At 54.8% G+C, this 14,248-nt stretch carries 9 protein-coding genes; 4 read left to right on the forward strand and 5 right to left on the reverse strand.

Annotation, left to right across the window (positions count from 1 at the left end; all coding sequences use genetic code 11):
- Window positions 1-50: 50 nt before the first annotated feature.
- From AC01ZF_RS02235 to AC01ZF_RS02245, 3 genes are all read right to left on the reverse strand, one after another.
- Window positions 51-839: a hypothetical protein gene (locus AC01ZF_RS02235; RefSeq protein WP_428111941.1), complete on the reverse strand. Its 789-nt coding sequence runs from the start codon at window positions 837-839 to the stop codon at window positions 51-53.
- Between the two features lie 380 nt (window positions 840-1,219).
- Window positions 1,220-2,074, reverse strand: coding sequence for a BtpA/SgcQ family protein (locus AC01ZF_RS02240; RefSeq protein WP_428111938.1), 855 nt, complete (start codon window positions 2,072-2,074; stop codon window positions 1,220-1,222).
- 17 nt (window positions 2,075-2,091) lie between these two features.
- A complete protein-coding gene (locus tag AC01ZF_RS02245) occupies window positions 2,092-3,066 on the reverse strand; it encodes a carbohydrate kinase family protein (RefSeq protein WP_424675329.1) in 975 nt (324 codons plus the stop codon).
- Between the two features lie 124 nt (window positions 3,067-3,190).
- Here AC01ZF_RS02245 and AC01ZF_RS02250 point away from each other — a divergent pair, with 124 nt between their 5' ends.
- Both AC01ZF_RS02250 and AC01ZF_RS02255 read left to right on the forward strand, forming a co-directional pair.
- Window positions 3,191-5,596, forward strand: a complete 2,406-nt coding sequence (locus tag AC01ZF_RS02250) for a hybrid sensor histidine kinase/response regulator (RefSeq protein WP_424675330.1) — start codon at window positions 3,191-3,193, stop codon at window positions 5,594-5,596.
- A gap of 90 nt (window positions 5,597-5,686) precedes the next feature.
- Entirely contained in the window at window positions 5,687-6,619 is a 933-nt protein-coding gene (locus AC01ZF_RS02255; RefSeq protein ID WP_424675331.1) for an eIF2B alpha/beta/delta subunit family protein, read from the forward strand.
- On the opposite strand, the gene AC01ZF_RS02260 is transcribed toward AC01ZF_RS02255, so the two are convergent.
- Both AC01ZF_RS02260 and AC01ZF_RS02265 read right to left on the reverse strand, forming a co-directional pair.
- The gene (locus AC01ZF_RS02260; RefSeq protein WP_424675332.1) at window positions 6,610-7,731 is read right to left on the reverse strand and encodes a glycosyltransferase family 4 protein; all 1,122 of its coding nucleotides are present in this window, start codon (window positions 7,729-7,731) and stop codon (window positions 6,610-6,612) included. The genes AC01ZF_RS02255 and AC01ZF_RS02260 overlap by 10 nt on opposite strands.
- Window positions 7,728-8,501 carry an MBL fold metallo-hydrolase gene (locus AC01ZF_RS02265; protein WP_428111931.1) on the reverse strand — a complete coding sequence of 258 codons (774 nt, stop codon included), beginning with the start codon at window positions 8,499-8,501 and terminating at the stop codon, window positions 7,728-7,730. Before AC01ZF_RS02265 ends, AC01ZF_RS02260 begins: the two co-directional genes overlap by 4 nt.
- A 359-nt stretch (window positions 8,502-8,860) precedes the next feature.
- On the opposite strand from AC01ZF_RS02265, the gene AC01ZF_RS02270 reads away from it, so the two are divergent.
- Together AC01ZF_RS02270 and AC01ZF_RS02275 are read left to right on the forward strand one after the other, a co-directional pair.
- Window positions 8,861-11,119, forward strand: coding sequence for an ATP-binding protein (locus AC01ZF_RS02270; protein WP_424675334.1), 2,259 nt, complete (start codon window positions 8,861-8,863; stop codon window positions 11,117-11,119).
- A gap of 112 nt (window positions 11,120-11,231) precedes the next feature.
- A partial coding sequence (locus tag AC01ZF_RS02275) for a Calx-beta domain-containing protein (protein ID WP_476575076.1) occupies window positions 11,232-14,248 on the forward strand: 3,017 nt, incomplete at its 3' end.

The following is a 14,248-nucleotide window of genomic DNA, read 5'->3' on the forward strand; positions in this document are numbered from 1 at the left end:
AAGGGACAAGCGGCTAACTTGTTCCTTCCTGTTCGCTTTCCTTCCCCAACTTATTCGTTCATCTGCTGCCGACATGACTCTACCACTGTGTAGGTAAGTTCAAGGCGTAGCAACCAGTTATTGAGGTTGGCATCAAAGCGATCTAGCCACGCTTGTGGCCCTCCCAAGGTGGTGACTTCATCTTGATACCGATCGAGGGTCTCGAATTCTAAGCCCTCCGTTTCCCGATACGCAAGCTGCAAACCGGCTCGCTGCGCTAACAGCAACCACGTGCAATCGGCGCCAATACTATCATCGCGGCTGGCCGTAACGATCAGATCGGCTGCCCGCCGTGACAAACCGCGTGCCGCCGCCATTACATCCCACGTCAAACCCGTCATGCGGGCAAAGACCTCATTCACAATCGTCTCCGGTAGCACCTGTGCCCGCGGATGACTATAGAACGCACGCGCTGTCCGTCCCAGTACTGTCAGATCAGCCTCCGGTAGCGCAGCTAACGTCACTGCCAACTCATCCGGCCAGTACTCGGCCCAATGCAAGACACGATCAAGATCGCAGAAAAGGAGCCACTCTGCGTTGGCAAAGGTCGTTAACGCCGTCTGCACTGCCCCCCGCCGCCACCGACCAAGATGGCGATGGCCAATCGGCGCATCCGATGGTGCAACATGCAGTGCCACCTCGGATCGGGCCAACCATGCCTGGGTCTCGGTAGCACTCGTTGGCGTCAACAAAATCGCGATACCGTCGAAATACTGCTGCAACGTCGGAAAGACTCGTACCATCTGCGGATAGAGCCGTCCATCCGGATCATGATGGGTTGCGGCCAATACAACCGTCATACCGTTCTCCTTGCACCTCGCCGATAAAAATCAACACCCCGCGCAACGGCGGGGTGTTGAGGTAGTTCAGACTGCTGATGGAAGTTACTTAACAACGTACTGTAAGATGAAGGCTTCTACAACAATACGATCAACTGCGGGAAAGATCGGTGCTGCGATGTCGGCTACGATGAAGGTCAGATGCTAGCTGTGACGTTGGTTCGATGGCAGTTGTACTCTCGTAAAGTCGTTTTAGCAGTCTGGACGTTGGACGGCTAATCAAATATCAACTTCAACGCACCGTCCAGGAATAACTATACCCGCTGCCCGGTCTGTCCACAATAGCGTGATAGTCCTATTACAGGGTCAACCTGGTACTATTTTCAAGTAACCTAAAAGTACTAATCAGCGCTCCGGGCTGCCATCACAAATCGTCGCACCCGATTGACATCGACGGGATTCGTAATTTCGCCATCTTGTTTAATACTACTCCCCACAATCACGCCATTGGCAATGCGCATAAAGGCAGCAATGTTCTGCTCATTCGTACCGCTACCGAGTAAGATCGGCGTATCGCCGGCTAACGACCGTGCTTGCTCAACCTTCGCTAAATCGGGCGCATCGCCGGTCATCCGGCCAGAAATGATCAGCGCATCGGCGCCAAAAAAGCGCGTCCATTCGATATGTGTCGCCAGATCGATGCCGGGAAAGCGCACTGAATGTTTTTTATCAACATCGGCAAAGATCTTGATCGATTCGGCGTGTAACTCCTTGCGACGACGCATCAGATCGGCTGCACAACCTTCATCCCAACTTCCGGCATCCCACACTCCAGCGCCGGTAAACATACAAACGCGAATGAAGCTGGCGCCGGCCGCAATGGCCATTGCCAAAAGCGCTACGCCACCATTATGCACCAGATTAAGCCCTAGCGGTAACTCTGGCACTGCCTGCCGAACGGCATACGCCACCACAGCCTGGGCGGCAATACTTTCAGGTTGTACGTGGGGGCCGGCGCGGAAGGGAATATCCCACATATTTTCGACGATCAAACCATCGCAGCCACCTTCAGCCAAGGCTTCGGCATCGCGAATTGCATGATCGATAATTGTCTGCATTCCATAACCGGTGTAACCGGGTGCGCCGGGCAACGGCCAACAATGCACCATCCCAATCACCGGTTTTGCGGTACGAAAGATCTCGCGTAAATCGCGCAGACGCAACCGGTCGAGCTGTTCTTTCCAAAGCGGCGGCATTGCGTATCTCCTCTTCCTCACCTATTAGCCGGCCAAAGTCGTTCGTTGATCGCCGTACTGAGCCGACTGCGAATGTCGTCACTCTTAGGAATGGCTTCAACTGCTCCGTGGCGTGTTGCCGTTAATGCCCCCATCAGATTGGCAATGGTAGCACTCTCCGAGAGATCAAGCCCGTGCGCCAATGCCCAAGCGTAGGCGGCACTGAACGCATCACCACAGGCTGTTGTATCTACTACGGTTACTGCCGGCGGTAACACATCGAGCCGCCCACCATCAACACTGGCAACACTACACCCCTGTGCACCTCGCTTGATCGCTACATGGCGCACCCCCGATCCTATCAGGCTATCGATTGCCTGAGGTATGTTTTGTCCCGGCAACAGTGCTCGTAACTCATCTTCATTCATCGTGAGCAACCACAACTGCGGTAGGAGTCGCACGATCAAGCGTCGTGCCATCCGTACTGCCGGCAAGCAGAGATCAAGCGCAATCGCACATCCCTGCTCAATCGCTAGCTCCATTGCGTGCAATGCAGCCGATCGCTGCGGATCATCAAGCAGTGCATGGGCTCCTACCAACAGGATACGACTCGACCGGATAAGGGACGACGTGACCGTCGAAGCGTCACAATAGATATTTGCCCCCCGAAAACTCATAAAACTTCGCTGACCATTCGGGGTGACAACAATTCCGCACAGGCCGGTTGCTGCAACCGGATCGACCTGCACCGCACTCACCTGTACTCCATGCGCACGCGCAGTTTGCAACACAAATGATCCGGCGAGATCATTCCCAACCCGACCGATTACATATGGTGTCGCCCCTAACCGGCCCACGGCAACGGCCATATTTAATCCAGAACCACCTCCACCCCAATGTACCGTCGTGGCTGGGTTGTCATCACCTTCGCGGGGAAAGTGCGGCAACATAAAACCGAGATCGACATTGATGTCGCCCAGGGTCGTTACCACTCGCCGCGTATCCACATCCATGGTTATCCTTTACATGTTGCAGCTGATGGCGCTTACGTGTACAATTCTACAATAGAGCTGGCAAGACACTGCCGTCAACAACCCCAGCAACTTCCTTCCTAGAATACAGATTGGGCTCTCCATTATGGAAGAGATCCTTGTTATTGATGATAGTGAACAAGTTGGCCGCATGTTGGCCAGTAGTGTTCTCCCTGAGTTGGGATACCGAGCCACGATCGCTCTGACCGGTAAGAGTGGTCTGGATCGGTTACGAGCACGCCAGCCTGATCTCATCTTACTCGATCTGCAATTGCCCGATATGAACGGGCTTGACTTCTTGCGTATCTTAACACAAGAAGGTATTGATGTCCCGGTTATTCTTATGACTGCGCACGGCTCTGAGATGATCGCCGTTGAAGCGTTTCGTCTCGGTGCCCGCAACTACTTGATCAAACCGTTTTCGGATGCCGAAGCCCGTGAGGTTATCGATCAGGCATTACGTGAACGCCGGTTGCAACGTGAACGCGACCGGCTCCTGTCGCTTTTGCAACAACGTGTACAGGAATTGACCGTCTTGACCCGTGTCGGTAAATCGGTCACCACGTTGATGGATCAACGCCAGTTGTTAGATCGGATTGTTGAAGCGGCAGTCTATGTGACTCAAGCAGAGGAAGGCATCTTGTTTGAACGCGCCGCACAGGAGGATCGCTTACTCCTCCGCGCATGGCGTAATCTTGCGGTCCAACCACCTGATAATCTCCGTCTGAACACTGCACTGGCTGGGCAGGTGATACGCAGCGGTAAAGCGTTACGTCTGAGTGGCGCCGTTACCGGCGAGCCGATCACGATTATGCCGTCCGTCACCGTCCAAGCGACATTACAGGTACCGTTGCAGCTTGGCGATCGGGTGATCGGCGTGTTGGCCGTCAATAATCGGCGCACCGGTCGAGCATTTAGCGAAAGTGATCAATCGCTCCTCTCTGCATTGGCCGATTACGCGGCTATCGCCATTGAAAATGCACGCCTTTATCAAGCAGTCCGCAGTAGTGAGGCTCGTTATCGCACTATCTTTGCCAATGCCTCCGATATGATACTGATGCTCGATACCGATTGGCGTATCGTGAGTAGTAATCAGAGCGGCGCCCAGATTCTGAATGTCACGCTCGATGAGTTGATCGGTCAGCCCTTGCAACGGTGGTGCCTGCCGACAGAATGGCCAACCATCGCCCAAGCTCTACAACGAGTGACTGCCGGTCAGCAATCGCTACCCTTCACCGTCTCATTTCAACGCCCCTCCAACGAATTCGCCATTGTCGAGATGAGTGCCCAACGCCTCGCAGTTGATGATCAGGTGATGATTGCGTGTATCGGTCGCGATCTCACCGAACGACGGCGTCTTGAACAACAATTGATCCAGTCAGATAAACTTTCGGCGTTGGGCCAGTTGGTCGCTGGTGTAGCGCATGAGCTGAATAACCCCCTCACCAGTATCTCGGGCTATGCCCAGTTGTTGTTGCGTAAACGTGCCCTCGATGAAGATACCCGTAGCGATCTCGAACAAATCCATCAGCAGGCTGATCGGGCCGGTCGGATCGTGCGCAACCTGCTGATGTTTGCCCGCGAGCATAAGCCAGAACGGTCGGTTGTGCAAATTAACGATGTGGTCCAGCGTGCGTTGGCCTTGCAAGTCTATCAACTACGGGTCGATAATATTACCGTGCAACTCGAACTCGATCCGCAGTTGCCCAAGACGGTAGCCGACCCTCATCAGTTGCAACAGGTGCTCCTGAACCTGATTACGAATGCCCGCCAAGCAATGATCGAACGTGGTGGGGGTACGCTGACCATCCGCACTGCCCTCTGTGATACGACCGATGGTCCCCAAATTGAGATTGTCGTCGCTGATACCGGCATCGGTATCCCGGCTCAGTATCTCGATAAAATCTTTAATCCGTTTTTTACCACGAAACCGGTTGGTCAGGGTACCGGTTTAGGCCTCTCAATCTGTTACGGAATTATCAAAGAGCATCAAGGCCAGATCTGGGCTGAAAGCCGTGAAGGTGTAGGGACTCGGATCTTTATTCGCTTGCCACTGATCGAAACCCACGATGAGATACTAGAAGAACCACCACCACCGGAGCTGACCGAGAGCGGCCCGTTGCAGCGCGTACTGGTCGTTGATGATGAAGAGTCGGTCCGCCAGATGCTAGACCGTCTACTCAAAGAACTCGGCCACGAGGTAACGACTGTCGGTGATGTCGATACGGCACTGAACGAATTAGCCCTTCATCCATACGATCTCGTCATTACCGATGTCCGCATGCCGAGGAAGAGCGGTTTTGAACTCAAAGATGCGATTAGTCAGATCCATCCGCATCTTGCCGAGCGGATCATTTTCATCAGTGGCGATACACTCAATTCTCTCAAACCGCAGCAGAAAGAGCAATTGCAAGATCGGCTCCTGAGTAAGCCTTTCTCCATTCTCCAACTGACCGAACTGTTGCGTAATCTCCCTCCCAAACGAATGATCAATTCATCCGAACACGTCTAACATATGCTATGGTAAGATCAACCCAGTGGAGGGTAAGCCGGCAATGAGGCCGGCCTGAGCCATGGCTTGAATACTGGCACAGGAATAACCATGGATCCATTTATCGCCCAGTCCGTTGCCGCGATTGCGGCCGATACGGTCTCAGGTGCGGTGGAGATTGCTAAAAAATGCGCTGAGGTGTTGGCCCGCGCTGTCCGCAGTCGGCCGATGAGCGGTCGCGTTGATGTACAACACGAGGTGCTGACCGTCGGGCGGGCATTGATGCGTAGTCATCCGACGGTGGCACCGCTGGTGAATCTCGTCAACAGTTTACTCTGGCGACTTGAAGAGGCGGGAGATAGTGAAAGCGCAATCCGGCTGGTTGACGAGACGACCAACGATTTTCGCCGTCGCTTGCACGTCCACGAAGCAGCCATCGCGGAAACGACGCTGCGGTTAATCGGTGAGGAAGCGCGGATTTTGACCATCGGGCGTAGTACGACGGTTCGCGCTGCTTTGCGCCATGCCCACCGCGCCGGACGACGACCGCGCGTGATTTGCACCGAGAGCCGCCCACTCGGCGAAGGGCGCATGCTGGCCGGCGAGCTGGCCGCCAGTGGCATTCATACGACGTTAATCGCCGATGCCTCAGCAGCGACGCAGGTCGCACAATGCAATCTTGTGCTGGTCGGTGCAGATCTCATTAGTAGCGACGGGTTGATCAATCGCGTCGGTACCTATCCTCTGGCACTCGCCGCACAAGCTGCCGGTGTCCCCATCTATACGCTCTGTTCGAGCGAAAAGCTTTTACCATCGGGGTATCGTTTGCCGACTCAATCAATCCAGTCGATCAAGCAGTTGTGGACCGAAGTACCACCAGGTATTACTGTACATACAGCGTACTGTGACCGCACGCCGCTCGATCTCCTCACCGGTATTATTTCTGAACGAGGGATTGCACCGCCGGTTGGGATTGAAGCGTGGTTGGCGGCAACGCATCTCCATCCGTTGCTTCGCAACGGTCTGGATGAGCCTCACTCGTGATGCCTGATACATCGCCGGTAAAGCGCCAGGGTCTGTTGCGCGGTTGTCTGCCACGAGAAACGGGCTGCCTGTCGCGGGCCGCGGCTGCTGAGGTCGGCCCGTGCTGCCTCATCGTGCCAGAGCTGCTCGATAAGATCGGCCCAAGCCAAGGGGTCGAGTGGTGGCGCTAACCATGCTGCATCACCGACGACCTCCGGTAGGCTGCTGGTGTCAGACACAATGGCCGGTGCTCCGCAGGCCAATGCCTCGAGCGCCGGCAAGCCAAATCCTTCGTATCGCGATGGATTGAGATAGATTCGACAAGCAGCATACAGCCAGCGTAGATCCTCCCTGCCCACAAAGCCGATGCGGATTACCCGATCACTCAAACCTAACTCACCGATCTGCGCCAAAATCGGTTCATCAAGCCAACCACGCGCACCGGCCAAAACCAGCCGGTAGCCCGCCGATGGGCGCCGATCGCAACAGATCCGTAACGCTTGCAGCAAGGTGGGGATGTTTTTTCGCGGCTCGATGGTACTGACGAAGAGCAGAAACGTGTCGGCGATTAATGTTTGACCGTCGATGATGCGGGCCGTACCGGCGGGTATAGTCAAAGGTCGAAAATCATCATCGGCTGCCTCATAAATGACCGTTACTCGCTCCGGTGGCACACCTAGTCGTTCGACAATATCATCACGAGTCGCCTGTGACACCGCAATAATCGCATCGGCACCGGCTACTGCCTGATAGATACGGCCATAATACCGCCGAGCAGCACGGTCGAGGATCTCGGGAAAATAGAGGAACGCCAGATCGTGGATCGTGATGACCGTCCGCCATGCATGTACGAGCGGTGGTATAAAATCGGGGCTATGCAAGAGCATCGGTCGGCGTAACCACACTTCTACCGGCAAACTGAGTTGCTCAAACCGATGGTGAGGCGGCGTGAGCAACCGACTACGCCGTAGACCATCTACCGGTGGCATACGCGCACGGACGTGTTCAAGGACGAGCAGCTCTTCCTCATCGGCCAGCAGTGGCGCCATAGCTCGCACGAGGCTCTGCGTGTAATGAGCAATACCACCCTGCCGGTACGCATTGAGACGGGCATCGATGGCAAAACGGATCATGGGCAACTCGACGGTGTTTCGATTTCGACCTCAAGGCCATCGTAGGCAAATGTCACCTCAGGCGGTAACCCGTAGTCAGCCCGATAATCGACGGTATGGGTCATGTGAACGAGAAAGGTACGAGGTGCGCCTATGGCTGTTGCCACTTCCGCCGCTTCGGCAATCGAGAGATGGGTTGGGTGCGGTTCAACACGCAAGGCATTTAGTACCAACACCTGCACCCCTCGTAGGGTAGTGACCGCATCCGGTGGTACTGCACTCGCATCGGTAACATACCCTAATGGGCCGATGCGGTAGGCGGTAATCGTCCACGTGCCGTGAGGAATTGCGATCGGTACGATGGTCAGCGCGCCAAGCTGGAATGGCGCTTCAACCGGATGTAGCGTAATTGCCGGACGTGACGAACCTGACGAACTCTCATCAAATGCGTAGGCGAAACGTCGACGCACATCGGCGAGTGTTTGCGGGCTACCGTAGATCGGCACCGTTCCTTGGCGTAGACAAAGCGGCCGTAAATCATCGAGACCGGCCACATGATCGAAATGGGCATGGGTAAGCAGGACTGCATCGATCCGACATAACCCGGCAGCAAGCGCCTGCAACCGAAAGTCTGGTCCGGCGTCAATTAAAATGGTGAGACCATGACTGCGAACAAGCGCCGAAGTACGCAAACGGTGGTGACGTGGATCGGATGAGGTGCAGATCGGGCAATTGCAGCCGATAACGGGAACGCCCATCGAGGTACCGGTGCCGAGAAAACGTACCTGCATAACGTCCGTACAGGGGTGAATAAATGATGAAACAACATGTACACCGGCATTATAGCATGGCTGTTGGCGATTAGTCGTTGTCGGTATGGTAACACTTATCAAAGGATTACAGCTTGCTCATCATTTACTCGCCAGCGCCTATGGAGAAATGATGTCACCTTTCATCATAAATAAACTGTTAACTGTTTGCCATCAAATATGTATTCGCGATGACCACAACCTGTCTTATACTATCGGTAAACGGTAAGGTATGCGGTCAACGATCTCAGTCTCAGTGATACTCTAGAATAATTAGGAACGCACATTCGTATCCATTCGTATCATTGCTGACCGGTTACCTTCCAAGTAGGAGATCTGTCATGCGACGGCTGATTGGCGAGTTGCGCACGCAACTCAAGTATCAGATTATCGGCCCCTTCCTTATCCTTGCGATCGTAGTCGCAGTGGTAGGGCTGTCGATCGTCGCATTTTTTATCGCCCGTCAGCAACAAGATCGCTTTGACAATGAGTTGGCTGCCGCCACTCGTACCGTTAGCGACGCATTTCTTGCTCAAGAACAAGCCAATCTTGATTTTTTACGCGAAGTTGCTTTTGCTCAGCGCAACGATAGTATCGGTGCACCGGCCGTCGCCGAGGCGTTTCGCACGAATGATGTCGCTGGCTTGCGGACCGCGCTTGAACCATTCTTCCTGCAAGGTACACGCCGGAGTGATGTCCGCCTTGATCGACTGATTGCCTTTGGCCGTGATGGTCGCACTATCGCCGATTTTGAGCGACCGCCGCAGGCATCTGATACCTATATTACCCACGATTCGTTCGATCTGAGTGGTGCGTGGTTTACACCGAAAGTCCTCAACGGCGAGTCCGATTCGCGCGGCGATAAATACGCCGGTTTGATCCAATTTAGCAATACCCAAACGCTCTACCTTGCCACGATTGCTCCTGTTCGGGTTGATACCGAAGTGGTGGGCGGGTTAATCGTCGCGATCCGGTTTGATGGATTACTTACTACGATTGTGCAACAAGCCCGTCTCGATGGCATAGTTATCTACGACCAAAACGGTAAGGTTATTACCGGCACCTTCGGAAATATCACACCAACACTCACCCTAAACGCCGATCAGGTGGTGCGCATTAAGGCTAATCCCGATCCGTTTGGACAGACTCTCTTTACCGTTCAAACCGTCAATGGTACTGAGTATCAATTTGCCTATGTCCCGTTCACTATTCGCGGTAGTCGCGTTGGCATCCTCGCAACTGCCCGCGCACGTGAAGAGGTCCTGACGACGTGGGCAGATATTAGCCCGGTGTTGCTGATGATCACCCTTGGTCTGGGCGCCGGGATTGCTATCCTCGGTCTATGGGTCGCCAGACGCATTACCCGACCACTAGAAGAGTTGACCAATACCGCAAATGCCATCGTGAACGGTGATCTCCAGCGGCGGGTTCAGTTAAGTACGGCCACCCAAAATGAGATCGGCGTGTTGGCCCATAATTTTAATCGCATGACCGAATATCTGATCGAGCTGCTGGCCCAAGTCCGCGCCGAAGCCGGTCAGCGTGCGGCCATTGTTGAGAGTATTACCGACGGTATCATCTTTACCGACATTCATGGCGAGATTCGGTCGATTAATCGTGCTACCCGTCGTTTACTAGGGTTGGCCGACGACAATCCCATTCCCAAACGGCTGAGCGATCTGCCGTTACAACCGCTGCAAGAAGGTATTCCCGGTTTTGGTGACCAACGAGCGCAAGATCTCTTTGCGCTCGGTGATGCATTTATTCGCCTCTCGGTTGCTCCGGTGAAGGAAGAAAACGGTACGTTGCTCGGCTATGTGGCCGTCTTACAGGATCTCACAGAGGAGGTGATGGTCGACCGAGCAAAGACGAACTTCATTGGTACAATTTCGCATGAGTTGCGCACGCCTTTGACGGTGATTCGTGGTAATGCCGATCTGCTGCTGCGAGGGCTAGCCGGTCCACTCGACGAAGAGCAAAAGAGTTTTGTCGAGTCTATCCGGTTGCACGCGAATAATATGACTAACTTGATTAGTAATGTTATTACCATTGCTAATCTCGACTCTGGTTCGCTCAAATCCAATTTAGAACCAATCGAAGTGCGACGCCCGATCGAAGATGCGGTTTGGCAAGTGCAATCACAGATCAAGGCGAAAGGATTGCAGCTCGAAATCGCTATTCCCAAGAAGCTACCCGCGGTGTTGGCCGATATTGATCATGTGCGAACTATTATGATCCAATTGCTCGATAATGCACGTCGCTACACAAGTGCCGGTACCATTACGATTCGTGCCATTCCGCAACCTGATATGATGCGGATCGAAGTGAGCGATACGGGTCGTGGTATTCCGCCCCATATGCACGAACAGATCTTTGAGCGCTTTATTCGCGGTGAAGGTACCAGTGAAGGGATTAACTCGAGCGAACGTGGGATCGGGCTTGGCTTAGCGATCGCTAAGCAGCTTGTCGAACGCTTAGGCGGCACGATTGGAGTAGAGAGCGCGCCGGGACAGGGCAGTACATTTTTCTTTACCTTGCGATACGCCGATGATTCCGCCAGTCCTGAAAAACCGGCAGCCCGCGTGGAATCGGCTGCTTGACCGAGAGCGCCTACAACAACCTCAGCTATGGTTGTTCCTCGCGTCGCTGTTGCTACTGTTTCTGCTGATCTCCTGTGTTGCCAACCTGATGATCGATCAGGTTGCGCCACGCATGGAGTGGTTTCGCGGTGATGTTAGCAACAGTGGACGGGTTGACTATAGCCTGTGGAGCGGTGGACCGCAATTGCCTCCGCTGAATCCTGAAGCGATCGCTTCTCCTAACGAGACGCCAACCCCGATCAGTACCCCCGGTACCGAACCAGAACCTGAGGAAGAAGTACCGCCGGTGATAGTTATCGAGGTGCCCACGGCGACGCCAACCCCAACGGCGACGCCAACCCCAACGGCGACGCCAACCCCAACGGCGACGCCAACCCCAACGGCGACGCCAACCGCAACGCCGCCGGTGCTACCAACGGCAACACCAATACGCACTGCGACGCCGCTTCGTACCGCAACGCCTATTCCGACGGCAACGCTGACTCCAACGACTATTCCTACGGTAGAAACACCATCGCCATCGCCACCACCGCCATCGCCAACATCACCGCTACTACGGCCATCTGCCACGGCGACACCGACGCGGACAGCTACACCGTCGATGACGGCAACTCCTACCCGGAGTGCTACGCCGGTTTTAACCGCTACTCCCACCCACACTGCTACACCACAACCGACGAGTACGCCAACGCCGCGCCCAGGCGAATCGATCTTTTTCTTCGCCAACGCAAACCTGAGCGTTAATGAAAATGCCGGTACGCTAACCGTAACCGTGCAACTGGGCGCCCCTGCAGAGCAAACGGTACGGGTGCGCTACGAGACGGTGAATGGTAGTGCCGTAGCCGGCAGTGACTATACAACTACCACCGGTCAACTAACGTTCGCTGTCGGTGAGCGCCAAAAGATGTTTACCGTCCCGATGATTGCTGACGATCTCTATGAACCGGCGGAAACGTTCACGTTACGCTTATTCAATCCTGAGGGTGGTTTTATTGGCTTGCCCAGTACGGCCACTGTCACCATTATCGATACGAGCTTGCCCCCAGAAGTAAGCTTTACCGGTGCTTCTAGTACTGCTGAGGAGGGAGACGGAATCGTTGCGATTACCGTTAGCCTAAGCCGTATTTCGGCTGTCGATGCGCGGGTGTCGTATACTGTCACCGGTACGGCAGACCTCACCGATCATGGACTGCGCAATGGGACAATCGTGATACCTGCCGGTGTTCGATCGGTTCGCCTATTAGTTCCGCTTAGCGATGATCCTCAAGTTGAACTAGACGAAACAATCGTTATTCGCCTTACCGCACCAGTCGATGCAATACTTGGTGAGCCAACTGCGCATACGATCACGGTGCAAGATAACGATCAGGCAGGAATTGTCTTGCAACCGACACGGATCGATATCGGCGAAGGTGGCCCTGATGGAACGTATACCATCCGCTTGAGCAGTCGGCCAATTGCCCCGGTGACTATTACGCTTAGCGGTGTACAGGTGACCACGAACCCGACGACGCTGACCTTTACGCCTGCTACGTGGGATACGCCACAGACAGTTATCGTACAAGCGATTGATGATCAGGTGGCCGAACCATCGCCACATACTGGTACAGTGTTCCACACGAGTACCAGTACCGATCCGTTCTATCAAGGTCTGAGTTTGTCTCCACTGGCAGTGCGGATCGCCGATAATGATACCGCCAACATTATTGCCTTACCATTCAGTATAACGGTCGCTGAAGGTGGTCCAGAAACAACGTATCAGGTACGACTGGCAACCCAACCTACCGCGAATGTTACTCTTACGATCACCCCATCTGTGCAAGTACTCCTCAATGGACAAACCACGCCGGCTCCGATCACGTTGGTCTTTACACCGGCAAATTGGAATGTTGTTCAAACCGTTACGGTCCGCGCCGTCGATGATTTAATCGATGAGGGAATTAGTACGGTCGTGCAGATTGCCCACGTCGCCAGTAGCACCGATATTTTTTACAATGGGCTAACTGCGAATGTGGATGTCACTGTCATCGATAATGATCTGGCCGGTATTGTTCTGTCATCGAGTAACCTGACCCTCACTGAGGGAGATACCGATACGTATACTGTCCGCCTCAACAGCCAGCCCATTGCGCCGGTGACAATACAGATCACACCGGAAATCGTCGCACCAGCTTCACCACTGATTACCGGTAGCGGACAAGTGTTGCTCAACGGCCAGCCAACCCTCACCTTGACCTTTACACCGGCCAACTGGAATACGCCGCAATCGGTTACTGTGCAGGTGATTGACGATCAGGTTGACGAAACGTTCGATTCTGCAACCACATATCTCGTCCACCTGCGCCATACCGCGAGTAGCGTTAGCGATGAGATTTATAATTCGCTGCCGCCGGTGTTATTACCAGTGACGATCATCGAGAATGATTTCGCTAACCTGATTCTCACCCCCACCAGCCTGACGGTGGCCGAGGGTGGCCCGGCGGTGAACTACACCGCGCGCCTCGCCACGCGACCACTTGCCAATGTGACCGTGACCATCACGCCTGACATCGTCAGCGCCGTCTCGCCGTTGGTGCCCAGCAGCGGCCAAGTGTTGCTCAACGGCCAGCCGACCCTGAGCTTGACCTTCACGCCGGCCAACTGGAATACGCCGCAGACGGTCAGTGTGCAGGCGATAGACGATGCGGTGGTCGAGACCCTCACCGGCACGTATGAGTTAGACCTGCGCCACGACCTTGCCAGCACCGGCGACCCGGTGTACAACGGCCTCGCCGACCGGCTACTCCGCGTCACCGTGCAAGAGAATGATGTCGCGGATCTCATCCTCACCCCCACCAGCCTGACGGTGGCCGAGGGTGGCCCGGCGGTGAACTACACCGCGCGCCTCGCCACGCGACCCCTTGCCAATGTGACCGTGACCATCACGCCTGACATCGTCAGCGCCGTCTCGCCGCTCGTGCCCAGCAGCGGCCAAGTGTTGCTCAACGGCCAGCCAACCCTCACCTTGACCTTTACACCGGCCAACTGGAATACGCCGCAGACGGTCAGTGTACAGGCGATAGACGATGCGGTGGTCGAGACCCTCACCGGCACGTATGAGTTAGACCTGCGCCACGACCTTGCCAGCAC

The sequence above is a fragment of the Chloroflexus sp. genome (genome assembly GCF_056331925.1).